Here is a 26,373-nt window from a genome sequence, read left to right on the forward strand (position 1 = left end):
TGCAATCGAGGAACGGAGCGGTGATGCGATCGCAGGAGGCCGGGGGACGCGCGGTCCGCCGCGACGCCGAGCGCAACCGCGCGCTGATCATCGGCGCCGCACGAACAGCGCTCGAAGCCGACGGCAACGCCTCGATGCACGCGATCGCGAAGGCAGCGGGCGTCGGCCAGGGCACGCTCTACCGGCACTTCCCCACTCGCGAGGCGCTCGTCATGACCGTGCACCGCAACGACGTCCAAGACCTGGTCGACGCCGCCCCAGCGCTGCTCGCGAAGCACCCGCCGGCAGTCGCCCTCCGCCGGTGGTTCGACCGCCTCGCCCAGTACGGCCGCATCAAGCACGGCCTCGCGAACGCGCTCCACACGGCAATGCACGCCGAACTGGCCGAAGAGGGCTACGGCCCGGTCGTCACCGCGATCGGCTCACTGCTCGAAGCGGGCGTGCGGGACGGCACCCTCCGCGAGGACATCACGCCGGAAGAAGTCCTCCTGCTGGTCGGCTTCCTCTGGCGAATCGCCCCCGACGCCACCTGGCAAGACCGAACCCGACGCCTGCTCGACATCACCATGGACGCCCTCAGGGCCGAGTCCCCGAACCCGTAGCCGGGGCACTGCTGCGAAACCGGCCTCCCGAGCCTCAACCCACCGAGCACCGGCGCAGCTTCTCGATCAGCACAGCGGCAAGAACCGCGCTCACCCCACCGAGCACCGCACCGGTCACCGCCACCATCACCGCATAGCGGTAACTGACCCTCGGCCCGGCCGGAACGGCGTTGCGCATCCGCTCCTCCGTCCAGTACCCGTCTTCCACGGGAGGAAGCACGGTGGAAACCACGGGCGACTCCGCGGTACCCCCGTCAGCTGCCCTCGCCCTGCCGCGTGTTCGAGCCAAATCCGCCTCCTGAACCGCATTCCCCCGAACGCCGAGAACGATCATCCCGCACCTCGGGCCGTGGTTCAGCTGGGTCGGCTGATGGCCATCTTCGCGGCGAAGAAGCCCAGCAGGGTGCCGGATGCCAGACGCTGCGCCTGGAGCACGCGGGGGTGGCGGGCCAGGTACCCGGCGAGCGCGGCGGCGGCGAGCACGATGAGACCGTTGACGCCCACACCGATCACGATCTGCGCGGCTCCGAGCTGGATGAACTGCCACCACGTCGAACCCAGCGCGGGATCGATGAACTGCGGGATCAGCGCCGCGTACAGGAGCGCGATCTTCGGGTTCAGCAGATTCGTCAGGAACCCCATGCCGAACAACCGGGCAGCGGAGTGCGGGGCCAGCTCCCGCGGCTCGAACGGCGACCGGCCGCCGGGACGCAGGATCTGCCAAGCCATCCACGCGAGGTACGCGGCACCGAGGAGCTTCACCACGTGGTAGGCCTCCGGAACGGCCGCGAAGAGCGCGGACAGACCAGCAGCGGCGGCGAGCAGGTACACGACGAACCCGAGAGCGACCCCGGCGAGCGACACGAGACCGGCCCGCCGTCCCTGCGAGATGGCCCGCGAAGCCAGGTAGACCATGTTGGGCCCGGGAGTCAGCACCATCCCCAACTCCAGCACCACAACACCGAGCAGCGAAGCGAGCGGCACGAATTCCACCGGCCGAACGTATCCGGCGACCACTCCCCTTGCCCAGACCAGAAGAGGAAGACCACAGGTCACCCGAGTGATCCTGCGGCCTTCCCACGTCAGTTCAGGTAGCCGATGACCGGGGTCCAGCTGGTGGTGTCGTAGGAATTGGCACCTGCGGCACCGGGATCGACGATGAACCGGAGGGTGTCGCCCGCCTTGAGGGTCAGCGAGTCGACGTTGGTGGGGACACCCACGCGGTCGCTGCCACCCAGGGCGCGGCTGCCCAGCACCGGACGGCCGTTGTGCTGGATCTGGACGCGCACGCCGTCCCCGCCCAGGTCGGACTTCGCGGCCTGGCCGCGGATCGCGACCGTCCCGTCGCGCGGCGCCGTCCAGGTCCTGGCGACGTGGCCGGAAGAGCCGCCCGGGTGCCAGTTCCACTTCTCGAGCACGGGCAGAGCGCTGCCGGCCGGACGCCAGGACTGGTCGTTCTGGTGGTAGGTGAGGTCGGCCCAGGTGGCCCCGCCGTTGTCCGAGTACTGGTAGCGCCAGCCGTAGAGGCCCTGGCTGGGCGAGAAGTCGCGGGCCGCGAACCAGATCCGGTCTCCGACGGCGGGGCCGACGTTCCCGGTGATCTCGACGTCGGCGAAGCTGCCGCCGTTCACGACCGCGGTGAGGCTGTCGCCTTCCCACAGGTTGCCGCGGATCACCCCGTCGGAGTGCGCATCGTCGCCCAGCGCCGCGATGGGGGGCTGGCCGTTGTACGCGATCGCATTGGACTCAACGGTCACGTCCTCGTTCGGACTGCCCTCGTGGATGCCCTGGAGGGCGACGCCCCAGCGGACGTTCCCGGTGATCAGGTTGCCGCGGAGGGCGACGTTGCTGGTCCCGTTCTCGTAGTTGACGCCGCTCTGATCGGGAGAGCCCGACTGCTGGGTGTAGGCGACGATGTTGTTGGTGAGGTTGGCGTCGTTGACGTTGCCGAGGTAGATGCCAGTGGTGCCGGAGTGGACGTAGCAGCCCCCGGCGTGGCTGACGAGCGAGTCCATCACCGTCAGCCGCGTGATGTTCTGCAGGGTGAGGGAGTTGGGGCAGTTCTTGTAGGCGGCGGGCTGGCCGTCGTCGTTGGTGAGGTTGAGCCGGCTGAGCACGACGTCCTGGAGGAAGGTGCGCGGCAGCCCAGCGGCCCCGAAGGCGATCGAAACCTCGTTGCGCGATCCTTCGATATCGCTCATCCGGACGCCCTTGATCGCCCACTGGCCGTCCGCGAGGGTGGAAGTCCCGGCGACGTAGACGCCCATGTGGTTGTGGTGCAGCTCCAGGCTGGAGAAGTTCAGGTCCTGGTTGCCGATGCCTTCGGCACCGTCGTACCTGGCCCGGATCCCGAAGACCAGCTTCGCCTTCCCCTCCCCGCTACCGTCGATCTCCAGGTTGTTCACGCTCCAGTGCGAGACGTTGAACATCTCGATGCCGGTGTGGTCGGCGCCTTTGAGGATGCGCGGCTTGTCTCCGCGGCCGTAGGCGGAGAGCTCGATCCGGTTGCCTGCCGTACCGGAGCCGCGCAGGTCCATACTCTCGGCCCAGGCAGCGCCGCGAGCCAGCAGGATCTTGTCGCCCGCGGTGTAGGTGCGGGCGTTGACCGGCGCGAAGGTGCACCAGGGCCGCTGCTGGGTGCCGGGCCCGGAGTCGGAGCAGTTCGAGCCTGAACGGTTGTCGACGTGGTACGACGTGCCCGCCGCGTGGGCCGTCCCCGCAAAGGTCAGGCCGGACACCAGCGTGGCCACGACGGTGGCCAGCACGGAAGCAGTGCGTTTGGAGCGTTTCATCAATGACTTCCTCGAACTCAGTCGCGGACGCAGTCGATCGAGGCACCTCGAGAAGGGCAGGGGCTGACGGGAATTCAGGCGGCCGCCAACCGAAGTGATCTCTGGTAGTCCCGATCACGAAGTCCCGACGGCCAGCCTCATCCGAACGCAGCGAACAGTCAACTGTGACAAGGAGTTTCACCTTACCGATGTAGGCAATGCCGGTATTAGTGCCGTGTCATGCAGCGGAGCGAAGTCGCGACAATCCGCCAGTGGACGCAATCAACAATCCTCAAGCTCGCCCTGAGCGCCTGCCGCACCGCAGGCGGGGAAGAAGGCCGCATCGAGGTTGATGACGTGCACCGTGCCGCGAATTGCACACTCGTAGTGGTCGTCGATCGACACGGAGAAAAGTTAGGTCATGCGGAGAACCTAGCCACCGTGTACGACAGCCGCACCGACGGCTGCCGCTCGGAATGATTTCTCGTAGTCGTCAACGTAGGCCGCTTGAGCCGCTGGATCACCGATTCGACCGGAATCTAGCCCCTGACCAAGAGACAACGCGAGAAACATCGATTGCCCCAGCAGTGACAAGCCCCAGGCGATCGAGAGGCACTGCGCGCCGGATCAAATCGCGCTGAGGTCTATCTCGACCGAAAACGGCGCCATTGCCTTGACCACGCCGGTAAAAACGTCACCATCGCGATAGACACGGCTGGCCGGATCGAGGAGATAGGTGTAGACCAGCGGAACACCCGGAACGCTCTGCTCCACCCGCCAGTAGAAGGGGATGCCTGCCTTGGCGTACTGGGCGACCTTCACGATCCGATCGGTGGTCTCCGAACCGGGCGAGACGATCTCGACCACCAGCAGCACGTGTTCGGGACGGGTCGGCGTGATGTCGATGGTGTCGGCTCGGTACACGACCACATCCGGGCGACGGTTGGTCAGCGGCACGTCCTGCAAGCGGACGTCGAAGTCGGTGTCCGCGTTCCACTCCGTCCCAGCCGCAGCATCCAGGGCGTTCGCCAGAATCCGCGCCAGGCGATTGTGCCGCTTGGAAGCGCTGGGGCTCACAACGATCATCCCGTCCACGATCTCGATGCCCGCGCACTGCTCTGCCGACCAGGAGTCGTACTGCTCCGCAGTGACCTGCGCATGCATCCAGGCTGGCGCAATCATCTCGGCGGTCATGGCGAACCCCCTTGACATGCTCAACGGACGGCCAACGCTCAGCCCAGCGTACTGCGCATCGAGCAAACTCATCATGTCTCGATCAGCGGGCAAACCGCTACGCGCCACCGCGCCGACCTTGACCGGACCACCCACGGACGTCGAACAAGGAGCGAAAACAACTCTGCGGCGGGAGCCGAGATCATCGATCTCTTCTCCCGCCGCAGGTCAACGGGCTGAACCCGGCGGAGCCGCCTGAGGGAATCGAACCCTCGACCTACGCATTACGAGTGCGTCGCTCTGGCCGACTGAGCTAAGGCGGCATTGCGCGGTCAAGTGTAGCGGGCCGCCTCGGCGGCTCGCGCACGACCCCCAGGTGCGCTGAAGTCGGGCGTCACCCGGCGCGCGGGGCGTCGTTGAGATCACAGTGATGCCCGTCACTCGACCTGGAGGGGGTCGGATGCGCGCTGTTCGCCGGTTCGGCGTGTGCACCGCCGTGTCGTTGGCCGTAGCTGGGCTTTCGCTGCCCGCTGCCTTCGCTCAGAGCACTCTGCCGACCACTCCCATCCCGTCGCCGGTCGATCCCGGTCAGCCACCTGCTTCCGTGCCGACTCCGGCTCCCGGGCCGATCGTGGCCGATGCCGGGACCTTGATCGGCGTGGTGCGGATCCTGCCGAACACCGTGCCGAGCGGCTCCGTCGTCGAAGATCCCGAGTTCGAGGAGCAGCTGCCGAAGCAGGCCGTCGCCGAGGCCGGGATGGGGCGGGCCGTCGCGCAGGCCAACTCCACCGCTTACTTCGCCCACGAGCGGGCGGTCGCCGAGGCCTCGCCGTTCGGGGTCGCGGTGCTCGGGAAGTCGCCCCAGCTGCCCGTCGGGTTGGCGCAGGCCGCGCTGCCGGATCGGGCCGAGCCGATCAGTTCGAGCATGCAGCCGCCCAGCTCACCGGCCGATCAGCTGGTCAAGCTCAGCGGGCTGGACGGCAGCGTGCACGCGCGCTGGGACAAGCAGGCCGGGCCCTGCGTGTCGCCGATCGCCGACGCGCGGTACTCGATGGGCAGCGCATCGGCCGTGAACGCGCTGCCGGAAGGGCTGTCGCTGGGCGGGCTGCTCGGCGGCGGGAAGCCCGCCGAGAGCGGCACCGGTTCGCTGCTGCACGTGCCGGACTCCGCGCAGGCGCACTCCGGTGTGGAGCTCGTCGACGTGCCCGGGCAGGTCGGCAAGGCCGTCCAGGCCACCTCGGACCTGCAGTTGGCCAGCGTGCGGCTCTTCGCCGGGACCGCGCAGGAGATCCGTGTCGACGTGGTCGGCACGCCGCGGCTGACCGCGACCGCCACCGGCGACCCGAGCTCCTCCACTGTGGACTACGAGGCACCGGTGCTGCGGGTTTCGCGCGGCGGCGAAGAGCTCGGCGTGCTCGACGCCGCGAACCCCGGCCTGGACGTTCCGCTGCCCGGCCTCGACCAGCGGGTGCTCGACGCAGGAGTGCTGCGGCTGAGCGTCGGCGAGCTGAAGCAGGACGTCGTGGGCACCGAAGTCCGGGCCGCCGCACGGCTTTTCGACCTCCAGGTCCTGCGGGGGCACGCGGTCGGACTGCCGACCTCGCTGGTGCAGGCCTCCTTCGGCGAGCAGATCGTCCGAGCCGGTGCCCCCGGCGGCGGCGTGGACTGCACGACCGCCCCGGCACCGGCTGCCGCCGCCCCAGCGGGCACGACCCCGCAAGCGGTCCAGCCGCTGGCCCTCACCAGCAGCGGCTACTACGCGGTCCCGCTGTTCTGGACCGGCGCAGGCCTGCTGCTCCTGGGCTCGATCATCGTCGCCGCCCTCCCCCGCCGCCGCGCCTGAGCTCTGCGAGGACTCCGCGACGTATGGTCGTCGGCATGACTGCTGTTCCGCTGGACGACGCCCTGACCCAGGTTCTGCCCGGAGCCGTCACACGCCTGTTCACCCCGGAGGACTTGGCCGAGCTGGTCGTGCTGCAGCGGTGCTGCTGGGTTTCCGAGGCCGTCTTGAACAACACCCTGGACGTGCCCGCCCTGCACGAGACCCACGACGAGGTGCTGGCCTGGACGCAGTCGTGGACGACTCTCGTCGTGCGCCGGGAAGGACGTCTGGTCGCCGCCGTGCGAGGGCGGTTGAACGGCCAGGACTGGGAGATCGGTCGCCTCATGGTCGCCCCGGACCTGGCCGGCAACGGCATCGGGTCCGCGCTGCTGGCCCTGATCGAAGCGCAGGCCCCGACATCGGTGCGGCGGTTCTCGCTGTTCACGGGAGCCGCGAGCCAGCGCAACATCCGCACCTACCAGCGGGCCGGGTACCAGCTCGCCGAGGCCCCGCACGTGCCAGGGCACATCGCAGGCGCCGTGTTCATGACCAAGCCCGCAACCTGAAGTCCACTGTGGACGTCAGCCGGTGAAGAGGGTGGCGAGCATCGCTTCCACCGCGATGATCGGTTTCACGTTCTGCGTCAGGGCCACCCGGCACTCCAGGACCGCGTCCAGGCGGCGCAGCGCCGACTCCGAGGTCCACTCCTGCGCCGCTTTGGCCACCGAGCGCTCGAAGTCCGGGTGGTTCAGCGGGGCGGACGAGCCCGCGCGGGTCACCAGGACGTCGCGGTAGAAGCCCGCCAAGTCGACCAGCGCGAGGTCGAGGGCGTCTCGCTGGGAGCGGGTGGTGCGGGACTTCTGGCGCTTCTCCAGCTCCTTCAGCGCCGCGTTGGCGCCCCGGGTGGCCGCGGCCGTGCCCTTGCCGGTGCCGCCCGCGCCCATCGCCGTCTTCAGCTCTTCCTTCTCCGCCTCGTTGCGATCCTCGTTGGCCGTGGTCGCCTCGGTCTCGGCCAGCTTCACCAAGCCGGTCGCCGCTGTGAAGACGTCCGAGAACCTGCGCAGGCCCAGCGGGATGCGCAGCACCGACTCGCGCCGCTCACGCGCTTCCTCGTCGGTCGCCAACCGCCGCGCGCGGCCGATGTGCCCGCCGCACACCGAAGCGGCCCACTGCGCCAGCTCGGCGCCAACGCCGTCGCGCTCGTGCAGCACCTCGGCGATGGCGCTGGACAAGGGCGTGCGCAGCTGCACCACTCGGCACCGGGAGCGGATCGTCACCGACACGTCTTCCGGGTGGTCCGATGGCGCGCACAGCAGGAACACCGTGCGCGGGGGCGGTTCTTCGACCGCCTTGAGCAGCGCGTTCGCCGCGCCCTCGGTGAGGCGGTCAGAGTCTTCGATGAGCACTACGCGCCAGTGGCCGGTGGTCGGCCGGCGCGCCGCCGCCTGGACCAGAGAGCGCATTTCCGCGACGGAGATCGACAGGCCCTCGGGCGCCACCAGGCGCACGTCGGCGTGGGTGCCGTGCATGACCGTCCGGCACGCCGTGCAGCTCCCGCAGCCCACGACGACGGGATCGGTGCACTCCAGCGCTGCGGCGAAGGCGCGGGCCGCGACCGAGCGGCCCGAACCGGGCGGGCCGGTGAACAGCCAGGCGTGCGTCATGGCACCCGGCGGGACCGGTTCGCCCCGGACCTGGCGGCGGGCCGCGCTCACCGCGGCGTACAGCGTCTGCACGGCGTCAGGCTGGCCGACGACCTCCGCCCACACCCCGGTGTTCAGCTGCTCCGGAGCGTCGGTCCGCATCGCGTCGCCTCCCGTGTCTGGTGCGTGCTCGCACGCACGACTCTACGGTGCCGCCCCGACCGCGGACCGAGGCCTAACCGAAGACCGCGGCCAGGATCACCAGCAGCGGGATGGCCAGCGCCACCAGGCAGCCGATCTTCGCGCCGACGCTCGTCTGCTGCTTCTTCTTCGGCTTCTTCTGCCGCTGCTGCGCAGGCGGGCTCTGCCTCCGCGCGGGCGGGAACGAGAACTGTTCTTCGGGTTCGACGACGGGTGGCGGGACGGGCGGTGCCGCCGACGTGGTGGTCGGCGGCACCGCGCGTGCCACGGTCAGCGCATCCGGGAAGTGGAGCAGCGGCGGCAGTGCCTGCGTGCCGTCCGGGCCGGAGAGCGCGTCGTGCCTCGTCACGAGGACTTCGAAGAGGAGCTGGCCCGCTTCTTGGTCGTCGTGCTCGTGGTCTTCTTCGCCGCGGTGGTGGAGGTCTTCTTCGCAGCCGCGGTGGACTTCTTGGCCGGGGCCTTCTTCTTGGCCGGGGCCTTGGCCCGCCGCTCCGCGAGCAGCTCCACCGCGCGCTCCATGGTCAACGACTCCACGTCATCGCCCTTGCGCAGCGACGCGTTCGTCTCGCCGTCGGTGACGTACGGGCCGAACCGGCCGTCCTTGATCACCAGCGGCTTGCCGGTGTCCGGCGCCTCGCCGAGCTCGCGCAGCGGCGCCGCCGCAGCACGCCGTCCGCGCTGCTTGGGCTGCTCGTAGATCTTGAGCGCCTGCTCCAGGGTGATCGAGAAGATCTGCTCCTCGGTCTCCAGGGACCGCGAGTCCGTGCCCTTCTTCAGGTACGGGCCGTAGCGGCCGTTCTGCGCGGTGATCTCGTTGTCGCTCTCCGGGTCCTTGCCCACCACGCGCGGCAGCGACAGCAGCTTGAGCGCGTCCTCGAGGGTCACGGTGTCCAGCGACATCGACTTGAACAGGCTGCCGGTGCGCGGCTTGTTCTTGCTGCCCTCGGGCAGGACCTCGGTGACGTACGGGCCGAACCGGCCCTCCTTGGCCACCACCTCGTGGCCCGACTCCGGGTCGGTGCCCAGGCTGCGGCCCTCCATCGGCGTGGCGAACAGCTTCTCCGCGATCTCCACGGTCAGCTCGTCCGGCGGCAGGTCGTCGGGCAGGTTCGCCCGCTGCGACGACTCGTCCTCCAGGGTCCGCTCCAGGTAGGGCCCGTAGCGGCCGACGCGCACGTAGACGGTGCGGTCGTGGTCGTCGGTGAACATCGGGATCGAGTTGACCGCCCGCGGGTCGATCTCCTCGACGCTCGAACCGACCAGCTTCTTCAGCCCACCGGCGCGGCCGATCGAGCCCTCCGGGCCCACGTCACCGCCGAAGTAGAAGCCGGACAACCAGCTGGTGCGCTGCTCGCGGCCCTCGGCGATGCGGTCGAGCTCGTCCTCCAGCGCGGCGGTGAAGTCGTAGTCCACCAGCCGCTCGAAGTGCTTCTCCAGCAGGCCGACCACGGCGAAGGCGATCCACGACGGAACCAGGGCGGAGCCCTTCTTCCACACGTAGCCGCGCTCCTGCACGGTGCTGATGATCGAGGCGTAGGTCGACGGGCGGCCGATGCCCAGCTCTTCCATCGTCTTGACCAGGCTGGCCTCGGTGAAGCGCGGCGGCGGGTTGGTGGTGTGCCCGTCCGGGGACAGCTCCGGCGCGGTGACCGACTGGTCCTTGACCAGCTGCGGCAGCCGCGACTCGGCGTCGTCGGCGACCCCGCCCGCCTCCGAGTCGACGGCCTCGACGTAGGCCTTCAGGAAGCCCGCGAAGGTGATGGTGCGGCCCGAGGCGGCGAAGGTGCACTCCTCGCCGCTGGTCGCGGTGCCGGTGATGCGCACCGACAGGGTGGTGCCCTTGGCGTCGGCCATCTGGGAGGCGATGGTGCGCTGCCAGATCAGCTCGTACAGCTTGAAGCCGTCGACGTCGTTGCCCAGCTCCGCGGCGACCGCGCCGGGAGTGCGGAAGCTCTCGCCCGCCGGGCGGATCGCCTCGTGCGCCTCCTGCGCGTTCTTGACCTTGCGGGTGTACTGCCGCGGCTGCGGCGACACGTACTGCTTGCCGTAGAGGTCGGTGGCCTGGTTGCGCGCCGCGGTGATCGCCGTCTCGGACAGCGTCGTCGAGTCGGTACGCATGTAGGTGATGTAACCGTTCTCGTACAGCCGCTGCGCCGTGCGCATCGTGCGGTCCGCCGAGAAGCGCAGCTTGCGGCTGGCCTCCTGCTGCAGCGTGGAGGTCATGAACGGCGCGTACGGCTTCCGCGTGTACGGCTTCTCCTCGACGCTGGAGACGCTCAGCTGCGCATCGGTCAGCGCCGCCGCGAGCGCGCGGGCCTCGGTCTCGGTCAGCACCCGGATGTCGGTGTTCTTGAGCCGGCCGTCCGGGCCGAAGTCGCGGCCGGTGGCCAGCTTCGCGCCGTCCACCGTCACCAGGCGGGCGCCGAAGCGGCGCGGCGAGGCATCGGGGCCGGCGTCCATGGTCGCGGAGATGTCCCAGTAGTCGGCCGGGACGAACTTGATCCGCTCGCGCTCGCGCTCGACCACGATCCGGGTTGCCACGGACTGCACGCGGCCCGCCGACAGCTTCGGCATGACCTTCTTCCACAGCACCGGGCTGACCTCGTAGCCGTACAGCCGGTCCAGGATGCGGCGGGTCTCCTGCGCGTCGACCAGGTCGTGGTCCAGGTCGCGCGGGTTGGCCGCGGCCGCCTGGATCGCCGACTCGGTGATCTCGTGGAACACCATCCGGCGCACCGGCACCTTCGGCTTCAGCGTCTCCAGCAGGTGCCAGGCGATCGCCTCGCCCTCGCGGTCACCATCGGTGGCGAGGTAGAGCTCGTCGACCTGCTTGAGCGCGTCCTTCAGCTCGGTGACCGTGGACTTCTTGTCGGCGGAGACCAGGTACAGCGGCTCGAAGTCGTTGTCGACGTCCACGCCGAGCCGGGCCCACGCCTGGCCCTTGTACTTCTCCGGCACGTCCTTGGCGTTCTTGGGCAGGTCGCGGATGTGGCCGCGGGAGGACTCCACGATGAAGTTCGAGCCCAGGTAGGAGGCGATCTTCTTGGCCTTCGCAGGCGACTCGACGATCACCAGGCGCCGGCCCCCGGAGCCCGCCCCGTTGGCGGACCCCGAAGTCCGGCCGGTCCCGCCGGCCTTCTTCGTCCGTGTCGACCCAGCCACGCTTACCCGCTCTCTTCTCCCGGAAGCATCCTTTGCTACCCGACAAGTTCCTCAGTGTGCCCCGTGCGCGGTCGTGACCGCCGCCCGGGAAGGCACAGGGTTGCACATAACACGCCCATGTACGTCGGCGTCTTGTCTTACGAACGTATCGGGTGACGAACGTGTTCCGTTGCGTGACCTGGCGTGATATGCGTCAAATCGGTCACGACACGAGCGGCCACGTTCGCTCGATCGCACCATCGGGCGTCGGCCCGACCAGCTCGGCCAGCCTGGCCAGGCGGCGGCGACCGGTGACGCGCAGCGCCGGGCCACCGGCGCGGAGGCCGATCGGCTTGGCCGGGAGGCCGCAGCCGAGCAGCGCCGCGGCCAGCGGCTCGTGCGTGTCGGGGGCGTGCGGGTCGAGCCCGAGGCGGTAGCCGGTGGGCTCGGCGGAACCCGCGGTCAGCGCCCAGATCCGCAGGGCCGCGCCGTCCGGGACGTAACCGGCCGGGACCGACTTGACCGCGCCTCGCAGCCAGTTCGCGGCGAGGCCGGTGAGGTCGGCCCGGAACGCGGTGCGGATCAGCGGACGGCCTTCGTCCGAACGACCGAGCTCGGCTTCCACGCCGCGCTGCGCGCACGCGTCGACCAGGGACCGGGCCCGCCACTCGTCGTCGACCACGACCGACAGCCGCGCCGCGGTGCCGCGCCCGAAGCCGACGGCCTGCCCCGGTCCGCACAGCATGCCCGCCAGATCAGCGATGACGGGTTGCCGCGCCTCGGCCGAGTAGAAGGACAGCTGGTCCACGGCCCGCATCGTAGAACGACAGTTCGAGCTGCGCCATGCCTTCACCCGAACGTGCGAGTCGAAAGCACCGCACCGCGCTCTCCAGCCGCAACTTCCATTGAGCGTTCTTCATCTCGGTGGTTCCGCAGCCGCGAGGCTGGAAGCCGCACGTCGGCGGGGTGCCGCATGCGCCGCCAGGCGCACAACCCACCTACGCAACCGGCACCGCCGCGGGTTCTGAGGTTCCGCCACCCGCACCGCCACGCAAAACGAGCCTGGAAAAACCTCAACGAAATCGGACGTCCAACTTCAATGGAAGTTGCGGCGCGAGGGGTCAGCGCGGTGGTTGTTGCTGCTGGGGTTTGGCGAAGAAGGGCTTGCACTCCGCCGCCTGGTGGGCCGCCGCGTTGAGCTGCTGGTTCTGCTCCAGCTGGACGAGCTTGTCCGTGAGGTCGAGCTGGCCGCCCTTGTCGAGCTCCTGCTGGACCGCGGTCATGCCCTCCTGGAAGCGCTGCTTGTCGGTCGGGTCGACCTGCTCGGCCTTCGCCCGCGCGCCGCCCAGGAGGTCGCGGACCTGGCCGAAGCTCTCCTGGAAGCCGACCCCGAGCTGCTCGGCCCCTTCGACCGGCGGGGCCCCGAGGTCCTGCAGTCCGCGCGCCGCGTCGTCGGCGGCCTTCGACGCCGCATCGATGCGGTTGATCACCGAATCCTTCACCGTCGCGGTGTTGCTCTGGTCCAGCTCGGGCAGGTTCTGCTGGGCCGTGCTGAAACCGCTGATCAGACCGCACATCTTGCCGGTCCAGGCGACCGCCTCCGCGCTCGGCGCGGGCGGTGCGGGCGGTTCCGGGGCGCCCGCCGGACCCCCGGCGCAACCGGCCAGCGCGAGCGGAACAGCGGCCAGCACCGCGGTGGAACGTAACTTCATGCGCACTCCTCGCACAGATCGGAGTTGCCTTCGGCGTGCGGCCCAGACTCTCCCGCATCCGCGATCACGCTCCGGATCCCGGGGTGCGCGCTCCGCCGAAACCCCTGCGCACGGCGGAGGGCGCCCTCCCGGTGGGGAAGGCGCCCTCCGATCCGGTCCGGCGCGTTATGAAGGTGCGCCGTTGATCGCCTTGTCATCGGAAGGGGACGACTCGGCGATCGAGGTCGAGCGGCGCTTGGAGATCACCAGCGCGACGACGATCACCGCGACGGCCACCACCGCGATGCCGATGCGCAGCGGGTGGTTCGCGCCGGCACCGATGGAGAAGGCCACCACGGCGGGCGCGATCAGCACCGACACCAGGTTCATCACCTTCAGCAGCGGGTTGATCGCCGGTCCGGCGGTGTCCTTGAACGGGTCGCCGACGGTGTCGCCGATGACCGTGGCGGAGTGCGCCTCGGAACCCTTGCCACCGTGGTGGCCGTCCTCGACCAGCTTCTTCGAGTTGTCCCAGGCGCCACCGGAGTTGGCCAGGAAGATGGCCATCAGGGTGCCGGTGGCGATGGCACCGGCGAGGTAGCCCGCCAGCGGGCCGACGCCGAGACCGAAGCCGACCGCGATCGGCGCCAGCACCGCGAGCAGGCCGGGCGTGGCCAGCTCGCGCAGCGAGTCGCGGGTGCAGATGTCCACGACCCGGCCGTACTCGGGCCGCTCGGAGCCGTCCATGATGCCCGGCTTGTCCTTGAACTGGCGGCGCACCTCGTAGACCACCGCGCCCGCAGCGCGCGAGACCGCGTTGATCGCCAGCCCGGAGAACAGGAACACCACCGCGGCACCGATGATCACGCCCACCAGCACGTTCGGCGCGTAGACGAAGAACTCCGAGCGGCTGAGCGTGCCCGCGACGTCCGCCAGCGCCACCCCGATCGCATCGGTGTAGGAGCCGAAGAGCGCCGTCGCGGCCAGCACCGCGGTGGCGATCGCGATGCCCTTGGTGATCGCCTTCGTGGTGTTGCCGACGGCGTCGAGCTCGGTGAGGATCTTCGCGCCCTCGCCCTCGACGTCACCGGACATCTCCGCGATGCCCTGCGCGTTGTCGCTGACCGGGCCGAAGGTGTCCATCGCGACGATCACGCCGACGGTGGTCAGCAGACCGCAGCCCGCCAGCGCGATGGCGAACAGCGCCACCGGCAGCGAACCGGACAGCAGGAACGCGCCGAACACCGCCGCGCCGATGATCAGCGCGGTGTAGACGGCGGATTCGAAACCGACGGACAGGCCGGAGAGGATCACCGTCGCCGCACCGGTCAGCGAGGACTTGCCGACGTCCTGCACCGGGCGGTGCTCGGTCGCGGTGTAGTAGCCGGTCAGCTTGAGGATGACCACCGCGAGCAGGATGCCGATGATCACCGCGACCATCGCGATCACCGCCGGGTTGCCCGGGGTCGCCTGCAGCTCCGGCGAGACGCCGTTGAGGTCGGCGAAGGAGCTGGGCAGGTACAGCAGCGCGGCGACCACGCAGAGCACCGCCGAGATCGCGGCCGAGATGTAGAACGACCGGTTGATCGCGACCAGCGCGCTCTCCCCGCCGCGGGCCTTGGTGATGTAGACGCCGATCACCGCGGTCAGCACGCCGATGGCAGGCACGATCAGCGGGAACAGCAGGCCGTGCAGGCCGAACGCCGCGGTGCCGAGGATCAGCGAGGCGACCAGGGTCACCGCGTAGGACTCGAACAGGTCGGCCGCCATCCCGGCGCAGTCGCCGACGTTGTCACCGACGTTGTCGGCGATGGTGGCGGCGTTGCGCGGGTCGTCCTCGGGGATGTTCTGCTCGACCTTGCCGACCAGGTCGGCACCCACGTCGGCGGCCTTGGTGAAGATGCCGCCGCCGACTCGCATGAACATGGCCAGCAGGGCGGCGCCGAAGCCGAAGCCCTCCAGCACGCGCGGTGCGCCACCGGCGTAGACCAGCACCACGAGCGCGGCGCCGAACAGGCCGAGGCCGACGGTCGTCATGCCGACCACGCCGCCGGTGCGGAACGCGACGCGCATCGCCTTCTCGCGCCCCTCACCGGCTTCGCGGGCGGCCGCCGCGACGCGCACGTTGGCGCGGGTGGACAGCCACATGCCGAGGTAGCCGATGGCCGCGGAGAACGCGGCGCCGAACAGGAAGAAGATCGAGCGGCCGATCTGCTCGCCGACGGTTTCCGCGGGCAGCGCGAACAGCAGCAGGAACACGAGCACCGCGAAGATCGCCAGGGTGCGGAACTGCCGGTTCAGGTAGGCCGAAGCGCCTTCCTGCACGCCCTTGGCGATCTCCTGCATCTTGGCCGTGCCCTGACCGGCGGCCAGCACCTCCTTGATCAGGACGTAGCCGAAGGCCAACGCGGCCAGAGCGATCACCATGACCACGCCGACCACCGCGTAGTCGGCGCCGCCGAGTTCGATTCCGGAGGCTTGCTGGGCGAGGTCCATCCGGGTCTGCGAGCTCGGTGGTGCAGCGCCCTGGGCCCAGCCGTGCTGGACCGGGGTGAGCAGGGACATCCGTCCTCCTGGGTTGTGCTCGGTTCAGCACCGGAGACGGTCGGCTCGCGACCGGCTCCAGTGCGCGGTAGGCGGCCCCGCCCGGTACGGCCCGTGATCGTCCGCTGGCCGTCCGTGGCGACGTCGTGGCTCGGGAGTCTATTCAGGCCACGAGTGGCTTACCTCACGGTGTGATACGCACCTCTCTCCGACGTGGGAATCTGTTACCTGTTTATCGATTCAGAAGGCCACTTGATCACCCGTTCGGTCCGATCTTGATTTGGCCCAATCGGGTGACATGAGGTATATAGCGCCGTTTTGCGCTCTTCCAGCGCGGTACAGGCCCGCCATGGACGGGAATCAGCCGATCGGGCGATACCGACACAGCTGCGGGAACCGGGAACTCGTGCGCGGCTCCCGCACCGCCCTGTGCGAGGCTCGCTGCTGTGCGCGCTGCGGAGCAGAACAGAGGCAAGCGGTTGCTCGACCGCGTGTTGGCCGGTGTGCCGACCGGCGAATCACCGATCCGCCACGTCGCGCAGCTGCCGAACCGAACGGCCCGCACCACCGACTGGCCGGCGTGGGCCCCGCCGCAGCTGGTCGACGCCCTCCGCGAGCGCGGCGCCGACGAGCCGTGGGTGCACCAGGTCGAAGGCGCGGAGGCCGTCCGGGCCGGCGAGCACGTGGTGGTCGCCACCGGCACTGCCTCGGGGAAGTCGCTGGTCTACCAGCTGCCGGTGCTGTCCCGGCTGCTCAAAGAGCGCCGCGCGACCGCGCTCTACCTGGCCCCGACGAAGGCGTTGGGGGCCGATCAGCTGCGCACCGTCGCCGAACTCGGCCTGAAGGAGGTCCGCGCGGTCACCTTCGACGGCGACACGCCGCAGGTGGAGCGGGACTGGATCCGCGCGCACGGCCGGTGGATCTTCACCAACCCGGACATGCTGCACTACGGGATCCTGCCCGGGCACAGCCGCTGGGCCCGGTTCTTCCGGCAGCTCACGCACATCGTGGTCGACGAGTGCCACACCTACCGCGGCGTCTTCGGGTCGCACGTCGCGCTCCTGCTGCGCAGGCTGCGCCGGATCGCGCAGCACTACGGCGCGGATCCGGTCTTCGTGCTCGCCTCGGCCACCGTGTCCGACCCGGACGCGCTGGCGCAGCGCCTCACCGGGGCGCCCTGCCGCGCCATCACCGACGACGGATCACCGCGCGGCGCGCGCACCATCGCGCTCTGGGAACCACCGCTGCTGGAGGAGACCACCGGCGAGAACGGCGCTCCGGTGCGCCGCGCCGCGGGCACCGAAGCCGCGCGGATCATGGCGGAACTGGTCATCGAGGACGCCCGCACGCTGGCGTTCATCCGGTCCCGGCGCGGCGTCGAGCTGGCCTCGATCGCCGCCCAGCGCGCACTGTCCGAAGTGGATGATTCACTGCCGGGCAAGGTCGCCGCCTACCGCGGCGGATACCTGCCCGAGGACCGGCGCGAGCTGGAGCGCTCGCTGCTCACCGGCGAGCTGCGCGCGGTGGCCACCACCAACGCGCTCGAACTCGGCGTCGACATCTCCGGCCTCGACGCCGTGGTGGTCGCCGGCTACCCGGGCACGCTCGCGTCCTTCTGGCAGCAGGCCGGTCGCGCCGGGCGGGACGGCGAGGGCGCGCTGGTGGTGTTCGTGGCGCGGGACGACCCGCTGGACACCTACCTCGTGCACCACCCGCCCGCGATGCTCGACCGGCCGGTCGAGGCGACAGTGCTAGACCCGACCAATCCGTACGTGCTCGAACCGCACCTGGCCTGCGCCGCCGCGGAACTGCCGCTGGACGAGGAGTCGTTCGCGATCTTCGGCGGCGAGGCCGCGCATCGCGCGGTGCAGGCCCTCACCGCGGACGGGGTGCTGCGCAAGCGGCCGCACGGCTGGTTCTGGACCTCGCGCGAACGTCCGCACCGGAACGTGGAGCTGCGCGGCGCCGGCGGCCACCCGATCGCCGTCGTCGAAGGCGACTCCGGCCGGATGCTGGGCACCGTGGACCCGGATTCCGCCTGCAGCACCGTGCACCCGGGCGCCGTCTACCTGCACCGCGGCGAGTCCTTCGTGGTCGACGACCTGGACCTGGAGACCGGCATCGCGCTGGTGCACGCGGAGAGCCCGGACTGGACGACCTCACCGCGCAACGTCGTGGACATCTCGGTGCTGCGGACCATCGAGCAGCACGACACCGGCCGGGGCGTGACGGTCTGCCTCGGCGAGGTGGAGGTCACCTCGCAGGTCGTCGGCTTCCTGCGGAAGCGGCCGTCCGGTCAGGTGCTGGACCAGGTCGCGCTGGACCTCCCGGCGCAAACCCTGCTGACCCGCGCCGTCTGGTACACGGCCAGCGAAGAACTGCTGATGAGCAGCGCGCCGGGGGGCGCCGGGCTGGAACCGGCGCGCATCCCCGGCGCGCTGCATGCCGCCGAGCACGCGGCGATCGGCCTGCTACCGCTGTTCGCGACCTGCGATCGTTGGGACATCGGCGGGGTGTCCACCGCGATGCACGCCGACACCGGGGAGGCAACGGTGTTCGTGCACGACGGGCATCCGGGAGGGGCCGGATTCGCCGATCGCGGTTTTGCCGCATTGGTCCCGTGGTTGGCCGCGACGCGGGAAGCGATCGCTTCCTGCGACTGCCCGGCTGGTTGCCCGTCCTGCGTTCAGTCGCCCAAGTGCGGGAATGGCAACGAACCGCTGGACAAGGCAGGGGCGGTGGCTGTTCTCGATGCGGTGTCGACCGTGCTCGGGGGCGGCACCGGTGGATCGGCTGGGCTGCACGACCGTCCGCAACGGGTCTGAGCACAGAGGAACTGGTGCGTGCTCGGGGAGCTGCGGTGTCCGGTCGTGTCGGGGAGCCCGGGCGCGGATGCCGATCCGGTCGGCGCCGGCACGGTCGGCAGGGTCACCTGCGTGCCGCGAGGAGTTCCGCCACGTCTGCGTCGTTGTCAAGGTTCTCGCGACCCGTGCGGAGCGCGTCCTGCACGAAGTCCGGGGTGGGCAGCCGCCAGGCGCAGACCTCCGGCTTGACCCGCCAGTGCACCGCGCCACCCGGGTAGGCGGTCGGGGGCATGGCCACCCAGCTCCCCTTGCCGTGCAAGCGGATTCCGGGCACGTCGGCCAGTTCCGCGGCGAGCTCGCCGCCGCTGGCCATCAGGAAGTACCAGCGACCTCGCGGGGTCGCCACGATCGGCACCGGGAAGCCCAGGGCGCGCAGCACCGAGGCGCCTGCCCGGCCGAGGGCCGCGTCGACCTCGAGCGCGTCGACCGTGTGCCCGGTGGCGATGAGCAGGCTGTACGGGTGCTCCGCCCACCAGGCCGTGACCTCGTCGGGGTTGGTGCCCAGCCGCGTCTGCCAGTCGCGGTGCACCGGCATCGGGCCGTGCTCCTGGCGGCCGTGCCGGCCGATCCAGTGGTCCTCATCGGGGTAGGTTCCGGGAAGCACCGGCCAACCGCGCGAAGCGAATCCGATTGCCTGCACGCGCAGTTCGATCCGGCTGCTGGTCAACCCGGCCGGATGGGCCGGGACGCCGCGGAAGGCACCTTGCCACCTCTCCGCCGACCATCGCATCTGTTCCGCCTCCTTGCTCCACAGTGGGCGGTGGACCGGTGGTCTCGGGGAACCACCTGGTTCGCGACCTCGTTGTCGTGAACTTCGAGTCTTTCCGCTCACACCTCCAATCAACGGCATGACACCCCGATGAGTACACCCCGCGTCGGCGACCGGTCGTCCAGCCGCGACGAACGTGCCCGAGCGGAACACGACCACCGAAAGATCAATCAGGTGAACGGCTCCCGAACCGCTGCTGGCGCGGACGTTGCGGTCCGCTCCGGACCGTTCGTCGACCGTTCGTCGTGGCGGGGCCGATCAGCATTCGATCGGCCCCGCGTGCGCCCGTGCCCTGGGCTTTCCGCTCAGCAGCACGATGGCCGGAAGATCGGCTTCGACGATGACGCGGACGTTCCAGCCGACCAGCAGGCACTCGACGACCGACGCGCGCATGCCGTCCGCCACCTGCGCGGCCCGCTCGCACGCCGACTCCGCCCCGCTCGGGGCGTGCGCAGCGGCGGCCAGCGCCGCGAGGTCGGCGGCGCCTTCCGCGCGGTGCCGGGCGATGGTCGCCGCACCGATCTGGAGGACGAGCACGAGCACCGCGAGCAGTGCCAGCGCCAGGATCGCGGACAGCGCCGTCGCCGCTCCCCTGTCGTCGTTCATCGCACCACCTGCCCTTCGACGCCCGGTTCGAGCACGGCCACCGCCCGCGCGTGCAGCCAGCGACCGGGCAGCTGAGCGGGCAGCGGCACGCTCACCTCCGCACGGACGACATCACCGTCCACCTGCACCTCCAGCGCAGCACCTGCTGGGGCCATCCGGTGGACCGCCTCGTCGACCCGGGCCCGATCGCCGCGCGCCACCAGCCGGGCCGCCTCCACCGCCGCATCGGTGCAGCGGAGGTGGCCGATCAGCGCGTTGGTGCCGACCAGCCCCAGCACGAACACCGCGACCACCGAGCAGATGCCCAGCGCGGCTTCCACCGTCACCGCGCCGCGGTCGGGTGCTCCGGCACCGCGCGGCGCCGGAGCCACCTGTGCAGCCATCAGATGCCGCCACCCTCCAGACCGCGTTCGATGAGACCGGTCAGGGCTTCCTTGATCGTGCCGCCGGTGACGATCTCGAACAGCAGCGAGGCGAACGCGACCGCAGCCACCGTGCCCATCGCGTATTCGGCGGTCGTCATCCCGCCATCGCCGTGCAACAACGCCCGCAGCCGCCGGGCCGCCGCCCACCGGGTGGTCATGATCGTCCTGGTCATCCTCTTCTCCATTCGTCCGTCCACATTGACCTGCTTCAGACTTGCCCATCGCTGTGACCTCTTCGCCCGAAAAGCGAGCAGCACGGCCACTTTCGGGAGATTTCGCTCGATGCCGATCGGCCAGCTGCCGAGAGACCGCAGCGGATTCGGCTATCCGGAGATGGCCAGCCGGTTCAGCGTGCCCGCGACCACCGGCACCACGCCCAAGCACAGGAACGCGGGCAGGAAGCACAGGCCGAGCGGAGCGGAGATCCACACCGCTGCTCGTTGCGCACGTGCTTCGGCCTGCTCGGCGACCGTGGCACGGGCGTGCTCGGCCAGCTCAGCAGCCACTTCCGCCAGGCCTTGACCCGTGCGCGCGGTCCGCCGCGCCGCGCGGGCCAGCTCGGCGGTGTCCTGGTCGGCCAGCGCAGGCTCCCAGCTCGTCACCGCGTCCGATCCCAGCGCGAGGTGTGCGGCCACTTCGCGCAGGGTTCGGCGTGCGGATCCGGCCAGTTCCTCGGCCACCGCCCGCACGACCACCGGCACCGGCAGGCCCGCCCGCATGCCCGCTGCGAGCAGGTCCCAGCCCGCAGCCAGCACCAGCGGATCCGTCCGCTCCTGTCTTCGCGCCATCAGCGCTGACCAGCGGCGTGCGGCGAGCGCGGCCGCCAGCCCGATCAACACGCCCATGACCAGGCCGAACACCTGCACCGCAACCGATCCCACGGCGAGCGGGAGCGCCCATGCGGTGACGGGAATCCGCTGCCGGGACCGGGACCGCGGGCGCAGCGATCGGAGCCGGTGCCGCCCCGAGCCCGTCGGAGCGGCCAGCACCGCGGCTGCCGCGAGCACCGGCACCGCCTCGATCACGATCGCACCACCTCCGTCAGCCGCAACGTCCAGCTCGCACCGGCCGCCAGCAACGCCACCCCGACCAGCAACAGCAGTTGCCCGAACAGCCCGTCGTTGAGCACGGCCATCGGAGCCGCCCCGAGGGCTTCGCCGAACAGCAGGCCGCACACCGGCAGCCCGGTCAGCACCGCCGCCGTCGAGCGCGGACCGGCCAGCTTCGCCTCGACGCCGCGGCGGAACGCCGTGCGCCGTTCGACATCGCGGCGAACCGCGTCGAGCAGATCGGCCAGCGCGACACCGTGCCGCTCCGCCAGCGCCCACGCCCTGGCGACACGTCCCAGCGGAGCGCGCAGCTCGACGAGGTCGTGCCCGCGCAGGACCGCCGCCACATCACCGCCGAGCCGCACCGTGGCCGCCATGTCCCGGAAGACACCGGCGACCGCCGGCCCGGCTTCGGCCGCGGCACCTTCCGCCGCCGAAGCCGGATGCGCACCCGCTCGCAGCTGCGCCACCAGCAGCCGCAGGCCCGCGGTCAGCTCGTCGGCCCGGGCGAGCCGGGCCCGCCGACCCCGCAGAGACCGCCAGTGGTGCCCGCCGAGCAGGGCCAACCCGGCTCCGGCCAAGAAGCCCGCCGGACCAGCCAGAACCATCCCGACGGCCGCCGCCACCGGGACCACGAGCAACCGCACGTGGCGCACCGGCCCGAGCACCAACCGCACCTGTCGAGGGCGAAGCCGATCGCGAGCGCTGATCTCAGGCCAGCACAGCACCGCGACTGCGGCCAGCAGCAGCGCGAGGATCAGCACGGCAGCCCACCTCCCCGAGCCGCCAGCAGCGCGGCCAGGTCCTCCCGGCCCGATGTCCAGCCTCCATCGCGCTGCCAGGCCGGGACGACCTGAACCCGCTCGTCGTCGCGCCGCAGCACGCCTATCCCGGCCAGGTACCGCCCACGCTGCGCACTTCGCCGGACGTGCAGCACGACCTGCACCGCCGCGGCGAGCTGGCTGTGCAGCGCGGTGTGCGACAGACCGCCCAGCGCCGCCAGCGCTTCCATCCGGGCCGGGACTTCTTGCGGTGAGTTCGCGTGCAGCGTGCCGCCGCCCCCGTCGTGGCCGGTGTTCAGCGCCGAGAGCAGCTCGCGGACCTCGCCGCCGCGCACCTCCCCGACGATCAACCGGTCCGGCCGCATCCGCAGCGCTTGGCGCACCAGGTCGCGGACCTGGATCTCGCCGACGCCTTCGACGTTCGGCGGCCGGGTGAGCAGCCGGACCACGTGCGGATGCCGCGGGTGCAGCTCCGCCGCCTCCTCGACGCAGACGATCCGCTCCGCTTCGGCCACCTCGCCCAGCATCGCCGCCAGCAGCGTGGTCTTCCCGCTGGCCGTGCCACCGACCACGAGGAAGGCCAACCTCGCGGCGACTATCTCGCGCAGGACGCCTGCCGTCGGTCCGTCGAACGCGCCCGACTGCTGCAACGCGGCCAGGTCGTGCACCGCGGGGCGGAGGACGCGCAGCGAGATGCAGGTCCCCTCGCCCGCCACCGGTGGCAGCACCGCGTGCAACCGCACCGCGCCGGAGGCGCTCTCCTGCGGCAACCAGGCGTCGACCCAGGGCTGGGCGTCGTCGAGCCGGCGACCGGTGGACATCGCGAGGCGCTGCGCCAGTCGGCGCACCGCGTCCTCGTCGGCGAAGCGCACCGCTGCCCGCTGGAGACCGCTGCCCCGATCCACCCAGACCTTGTTCGGCGCGGTCACCAGCACGTCGCAGACCTCCGGGTCGCGCAGCAGCGGCTCCAGCACTCCCGCACCGCGGAACTCCTGCTGCACCAGCCGAAGCGCCGCCAGCACATCGGCGTCGGCGACCAGCCCGCCGGACTCCTCCCGGACCGCGGCGGCGACGGCGCTGGAGGTCGGCGCAGCACCGCTGCCGACCAAGCGGTTGCGGACCCGCGCCAGCAGCTCGCCGTCCACCGCACCGTCGACGGGTTCCAGAACACGACTCGTGGACATGACCGTTCAACTCTCCTCTCCCATGCGGTTTCCAACTTCGTCCGCGTGAAATGCCGAATTCGCCTTCCGCACTCGGTGAAAGCTCACGATCTGCGGGTTCTCAGCAAAGATTTGACGGCTGTGCGGCCGCGCATCGACGGCTGGCACCCAAAAGCCGGGCAGGCACCGCGGTTCCGCCGCGATGCGGGACGATGTCGGAAAATCAGTACGACAAAACGAAATCGCCGATCAGGAGATCAGCAAGCCGCGGCGACCGGTTCCAGGCGAGCGAATTCCGCCAGCACCTGCTGAGCTGCTCTGGCCACCGGACCGCGACGGCGCAGCCGGGCCGCCAGCCCGCCGCGATCGAGCAGCGCCGGCAGCTGGGGCTCCGGCCGCATCCCGGTCAGCACTTCGGCTCCGACCGCTCCCGCCACGTCCGACGACCGCAGCCCACCTGGCGCGGGTCCGCGCACCACCAGGCGGATCGGCCCGGCGGCGTGCTCCCCGACCGCGGCCACGACTCGCTCGGCCGCGGCGACCGCGCGGACCTCGGCAGGCACGACCACCACCACGAGATCGGCCTCTCGCAGCGCTGCGACGGCCGGTTCCGGGAGCGCTCGCGGGACGTCGCACACCACGACGTCACCGGCCCGTCGCCCGGCGGCCAGCACCGCTCGCACCCCTTCCGCGGTCAGTCCGGTGGAAGGGCCGTCGCGATCGCAGGACAGGACCGTGATCGCGCCGGAACCGATCCGGCGCTCGGGCAGCGCCTCGTGCAGCGCGCTCGCACCGAGCCGACCGGCGTTGACCGCCAGCCCCGACCAGCGCAGCCCGTCGTCGGTCTCCGCGCCCACCGCGAGGTCGACCCCGCCGCCGAGCGGATCGCAGTCGACCAGCAGTGCCCGCTCGCCACCGCGTGCGGCCAGCACCGCTGTCGCCGTGGCCAGCACGGATGCACCGGCACCACCGCAACCTCCGAGCACCGCGAGGACCCGGCCGTCCTGCACCGGGACGTCGGCGGCATCGGCCAGCAGCTCGATCAGCTTCGCCTCCTCGGCGGGCAGGGTGATCACCTGGTCCGCGCCGACCCCGAACGCGACCTGCCACAGCTCCGGCGTCGGATCTCGGCACAGCACGACGACACCGCGTCTTCGCGGCAGACCACCGGTCACCCCGGCTGCTGCGGCAGCGGCGTCGAGCAGCACCAGCGGCGCGGTGCGCCAGGCAGGTGCGGACAGATCTCGGGTGCGCACCAGCTCGCCACCGGACGCAGCGGCCAGGCGAGCGGTTTCTTCGGCGAGTTCGGCATCTCGCGCAACGAGAAGCGGGCGTGCAGCAGTCATGGCAAAAACCTTCCGGTGATTCGGGACGGGGAGCGAAAACCCGAACGGCTCCGCTCGATAACCAAGGTGGCCCGAACTCCGGCCGATGCCAAGGAGGTTTTCGAAATCTGTGGACAAACCTCCGGCCTGTGGACAACTCGGCTCACTCGAAAGCGTGGCGCGAATTCGCTTTCCGCGCGGACCGTCGGCCGGGCGGCCCGCGGACGGGAGCCCGCCCCACCACTCGGCAAGATCATTCCTGGGCACGGATCCCCGCCTGCCGGGTCCGCGAACCGGACGCCGGCCGCGCACCGCGGAAATGGGACGACCCCCGCCAGGGGGGAGGGGCGGGGGTCGTCATCAGTTCAGCTCCGGGGGGTCGAGCTGAACCTGTCCGGTCGTGCCGGACTCCACACACTGTATCCCGCAGATCACCCGCATTGCCCCCCGTCCATTTGAGGGAACGTTATTGCTCTCGGTGCGCACGTATCGCCAACTAGCAATCATTCGAGTCAAGAAACTTATCCCACTAGTCGGAATACCTGGGCAAGAATTTACGCAGCGTGAAGCATCAGTGGTCCATGCCACCGTGCGTGCGCGGCCCGTCCGCGGCCGGGCCCGGCTCGTATGCTGTGCGGCGTGACAGAGCCCGCGAACCCATCGCCCGCCACCGGACGCCGGGTGGCAGCGTTCTTCGACCTGGACAAGACGATCATCGCCAAGTCGAGCACGCTCGCCTTCAGCCGGCCGTTCTTCCAGGAAGGGCTGATCAACCGGCGGGCCGTGCTGAAGAGCGCTTACGCCCAGTTCGTGTTCATGCTGGCCGGCGCCGACGCGGACCAGATGGACCGGATGCGGGCGCACATCACCTCGCTGTGCAGCGGCTGGGACGTCGAGCAGGTCAACGCCATCGTCGAGGAGACGCTGCACGACATCGTCGACCCGCTGGTCTACAAGGAAGCCACCCAGCTGATCGCCGAGCACCAGGAGCAGGGCCACGACATCGTGGTGCTGTCGGCCTCCGGCGAGGAGGTCGTCGCCCCGATCTCCAAGCTGCTCGGCGCGGACCACTGGTCGGGCACCCGGATGGTGGTGGCCGACGGCCGCTACACCGGCGACGTCGACTTCTACTGCTCGGCGGAGAACAAGGCGATCGCCGCCCGCGAGCTGGCCGAGGAGAACGGCTACGACCTCGCCGAGTGCCACGCCTACTCGGACTCGATCACCGACCTGCCGCTGCTGGAGGCCGTCGGCCACCCCACTGTGATCAACCCCGATCGCGCGCTGCGCAAGGAAGCGGTGCAGCGCGGTTGGCCGTCGCTGGCCTTCGACCACCCGGTGTCGCTGCGGGCCCGGATCCCCACTCCCTCGCGCGCCGCGGTCACCGCGGCCGGGGTCGGGATGGGTGCGGTCGCCGCGGCGGGTGCCGCGTGGTGGGGCTTGCGCGCCTGGCGCCGCCGCCGCTGAGCGGCGTTTTCGCTTGCCCCATAGCGCAGAGCGCGCGGTGATCGCCAGTCCGCGAAGTCGTCGCGACCACACCGGCCGGAACCCTTGCAGTGACGGGCGTCACCGTCTACAAATGGAAGTGCGGACCACGGTTGGCCAGGGACGTTACGGAGGAGAAGTAACGTCCACCCCGATCGGACTCCGCGCGCGAGGCCCGGAGCACCCACGCGTTGCCGCACACAAGGCTGGTCGTTCACGGGGTTGCGTACCGGGACGCCGGACGCCTAGCCCGGAAGTTACGACACAAGTGCACGCTTGGTAACCCGAGTGCTCGCGCAGTGGGGCGGGGGCCCCCC

Annotated in this window: 24 protein-coding genes and 1 tRNA gene; 5 read left to right on the forward strand and 20 right to left on the reverse strand. The window is 70.6% G+C overall.

Features of this window, described 5'->3' with window-relative positions; translation table 11 throughout:
- Window positions 1–23 precede the first annotated feature (23 nt).
- On the forward strand, window positions 24–602 hold the full coding sequence (locus OU416_RS31635) for a TetR/AcrR family transcriptional regulator (protein WP_270930718.1): 579 nt from the start codon (window positions 24–26) through the stop codon (window positions 600–602).
- A 34-nt stretch (window positions 603–636) separates the two neighbouring features.
- On the opposite strand, the gene OU416_RS31640 is transcribed toward OU416_RS31635, so the two are convergent.
- From OU416_RS31640 to OU416_RS31665, 6 genes are all read right to left on the reverse strand, one after another.
- Window positions 637–834 (reverse strand): hypothetical protein, encoded by a 198-nt coding sequence (locus OU416_RS31640; RefSeq protein WP_270930719.1) that lies wholly within the window; start codon window positions 832–834, stop codon window positions 637–639.
- Between the two features lie 122 nt (window positions 835–956).
- Window positions 957–1,595: a LysE family translocator gene (locus OU416_RS31645; RefSeq protein ID WP_270930720.1), complete on the reverse strand. Its 639-nt coding sequence runs from the start codon at window positions 1,593–1,595 to the stop codon at window positions 957–959.
- Window positions 1,596–1,684: 89 nt separating this feature from the next.
- Window positions 1,685–3,394, reverse strand: coding sequence for a right-handed parallel beta-helix repeat-containing protein (locus OU416_RS31650; protein ID WP_270930721.1), 1,710 nt, complete (start codon window positions 3,392–3,394; stop codon window positions 1,685–1,687).
- 261 nt (window positions 3,395–3,655) lie between these two features.
- Entirely contained in the window at window positions 3,656–3,778 is a 123-nt protein-coding gene (locus OU416_RS31655; protein WP_270930722.1) for a hypothetical protein, read from the reverse strand.
- A 222-nt stretch (window positions 3,779–4,000) separates the two neighbouring features.
- Window positions 4,001–4,567 (reverse strand): Uma2 family endonuclease, encoded by a 567-nt coding sequence (locus OU416_RS31660; protein WP_270930723.1) that lies wholly within the window; start codon window positions 4,565–4,567, stop codon window positions 4,001–4,003.
- Window positions 4,568–4,795: 228 nt separating this feature from the next.
- Window positions 4,796–4,869 (reverse strand) — tRNA-Thr (locus OU416_RS31665).
- 281 nt (window positions 4,870–5,150) lie between these two features.
- Here OU416_RS31665 and OU416_RS31670 point away from each other — a divergent pair.
- Window positions 5,151–6,389, forward strand: coding sequence for a hypothetical protein (locus tag OU416_RS31670; protein WP_270930724.1), 1,239 nt, complete (start codon window positions 5,151–5,153; stop codon window positions 6,387–6,389).
- 35 nt (window positions 6,390–6,424) lie between these two features.
- Window positions 6,425–6,934 carry a GNAT family N-acetyltransferase gene (locus tag OU416_RS31675; RefSeq protein ID WP_270930725.1) on the forward strand — a complete coding sequence of 170 codons (510 nt, stop codon included), beginning with the start codon at window positions 6,425–6,427 and terminating at the stop codon, window positions 6,932–6,934.
- A gap of 15 nt (window positions 6,935–6,949) precedes the next feature.
- Here the strand turns inward: OU416_RS31675 and OU416_RS31680 are convergent, their stop codons facing one another.
- The 6 genes from OU416_RS31680 to OU416_RS31705 all read right to left on the reverse strand — a co-directional run bounded on the left by OU416_RS31680 (window position 6,950) and on the right by OU416_RS31705 (window position 15,540).
- Window positions 6,950–8,173 (reverse strand): DNA polymerase III subunit delta', encoded by a 1,224-nt coding sequence (locus OU416_RS31680; RefSeq protein WP_270930726.1) that lies wholly within the window; start codon window positions 8,171–8,173, stop codon window positions 6,950–6,952.
- 73 nt (window positions 8,174–8,246) lie between these two features.
- Window positions 8,247–8,561: a hypothetical protein gene (locus tag OU416_RS31685; protein ID WP_270930727.1), complete on the reverse strand. Its 315-nt coding sequence runs from the start codon at window positions 8,559–8,561 to the stop codon at window positions 8,247–8,249.
- Window positions 8,558–11,374: a type I DNA topoisomerase gene (gene topA, locus OU416_RS31690; protein WP_372907188.1), complete on the reverse strand. Its 2,817-nt coding sequence runs from the start codon at window positions 11,372–11,374 to the stop codon at window positions 8,558–8,560. Before topA ends, OU416_RS31685 begins: the two co-directional genes overlap by 4 nt.
- 202 nt (window positions 11,375–11,576) lie before the next feature.
- Window positions 11,577–12,170, reverse strand: coding sequence for a hypothetical protein (locus OU416_RS31695; protein WP_270930728.1), 594 nt, complete (start codon window positions 12,168–12,170; stop codon window positions 11,577–11,579).
- 304 nt (window positions 12,171–12,474) lie between these two features.
- Window positions 12,475–13,065 carry a hypothetical protein gene (locus OU416_RS31700; RefSeq protein ID WP_270930729.1) on the reverse strand — a complete coding sequence of 197 codons (591 nt, stop codon included), beginning with the start codon at window positions 13,063–13,065 and terminating at the stop codon, window positions 12,475–12,477.
- A gap of 165 nt (window positions 13,066–13,230) precedes the next feature.
- Window positions 13,231–15,540, reverse strand: a complete 2,310-nt coding sequence (locus OU416_RS31705; protein WP_270930748.1) for a sodium-translocating pyrophosphatase — start codon at window positions 15,538–15,540, stop codon at window positions 13,231–13,233.
- 494 nt (window positions 15,541–16,034) lie between these two features.
- On the opposite strand from OU416_RS31705, the gene OU416_RS31710 reads away from it, so the two are divergent.
- Window positions 16,035–18,413, forward strand: a complete 2,379-nt coding sequence (locus OU416_RS31710) for a DEAD/DEAH box helicase (RefSeq protein WP_270930730.1) — start codon at window positions 16,035–16,037, stop codon at window positions 18,411–18,413.
- Between the two features lie 103 nt (window positions 18,414–18,516).
- On the opposite strand, the gene OU416_RS31715 is transcribed toward OU416_RS31710, so the two are convergent.
- The 8 genes from OU416_RS31715 to ssd form a co-directional block, all read right to left on the reverse strand.
- A complete protein-coding gene (locus OU416_RS31715; RefSeq protein WP_270930731.1) occupies window positions 18,517–19,182 on the reverse strand; it encodes a bifunctional DNA primase/polymerase in 666 nt (221 codons plus the stop codon).
- Between the two features lie 297 nt (window positions 19,183–19,479).
- Window positions 19,480–19,827: an Rv3654c family TadE-like protein gene (locus tag OU416_RS31720; protein WP_270930732.1), complete on the reverse strand. Its 348-nt coding sequence runs from the start codon at window positions 19,825–19,827 to the stop codon at window positions 19,480–19,482.
- Window positions 19,824–20,210, reverse strand: coding sequence for a TadE family type IV pilus minor pilin (locus OU416_RS31725; protein ID WP_270930733.1), 387 nt, complete (start codon window positions 20,208–20,210; stop codon window positions 19,824–19,826). Before OU416_RS31725 ends, OU416_RS31720 begins: the two co-directional genes overlap by 4 nt.
- Window positions 20,210–20,425, reverse strand: coding sequence for a DUF4244 domain-containing protein (locus tag OU416_RS31730; RefSeq protein ID WP_270930734.1), 216 nt, complete (start codon window positions 20,423–20,425; stop codon window positions 20,210–20,212). Before OU416_RS31730 ends, OU416_RS31725 begins: the two co-directional genes overlap by 1 nt.
- 150 nt (window positions 20,426–20,575) lie before the next feature.
- Window positions 20,576–21,277: a type II secretion system F family protein gene (locus OU416_RS31735; RefSeq protein WP_270930735.1), complete on the reverse strand. Its 702-nt coding sequence runs from the start codon at window positions 21,275–21,277 to the stop codon at window positions 20,576–20,578.
- The gene (locus tag OU416_RS31740) at window positions 21,274–22,065 is read right to left on the reverse strand and encodes a type II secretion system F family protein (RefSeq protein ID WP_270930736.1); all 792 of its coding nucleotides are present in this window, start codon (window positions 22,063–22,065) and stop codon (window positions 21,274–21,276) included. Before OU416_RS31740 ends, OU416_RS31735 begins: the two co-directional genes overlap by 4 nt.
- Window positions 22,059–23,267: a TadA family conjugal transfer-associated ATPase gene (locus OU416_RS31745; RefSeq protein WP_270930737.1), complete on the reverse strand. Its 1,209-nt coding sequence runs from the start codon at window positions 23,265–23,267 to the stop codon at window positions 22,059–22,061. Before OU416_RS31745 ends, OU416_RS31740 begins: the two co-directional genes overlap by 7 nt.
- 236 nt (window positions 23,268–23,503) lie before the next feature.
- Window positions 23,504–24,592 carry a septum site-determining protein Ssd gene (gene ssd, locus OU416_RS31750; RefSeq protein WP_270930738.1) on the reverse strand — a complete coding sequence of 363 codons (1,089 nt, stop codon included), beginning with the start codon at window positions 24,590–24,592 and terminating at the stop codon, window positions 23,504–23,506.
- 606 nt (window positions 24,593–25,198) lie between these two features.
- On the opposite strand from ssd, the gene OU416_RS31755 reads away from it, so the two are divergent.
- Complete coding sequence (locus tag OU416_RS31755) at window positions 25,199–26,038, forward strand: HAD family hydrolase (protein WP_270930739.1); 840 nt, start codon at window positions 25,199–25,201, stop codon at window positions 26,036–26,038.
- Window positions 26,039–26,373: the final 335 nt, after the last annotated feature.

This window comes from Saccharopolyspora indica, assembly GCF_027853965.1.
GTDB lineage: Bacteria > Actinomycetota > Actinomycetes > Mycobacteriales > Pseudonocardiaceae > Saccharopolyspora > Saccharopolyspora indica.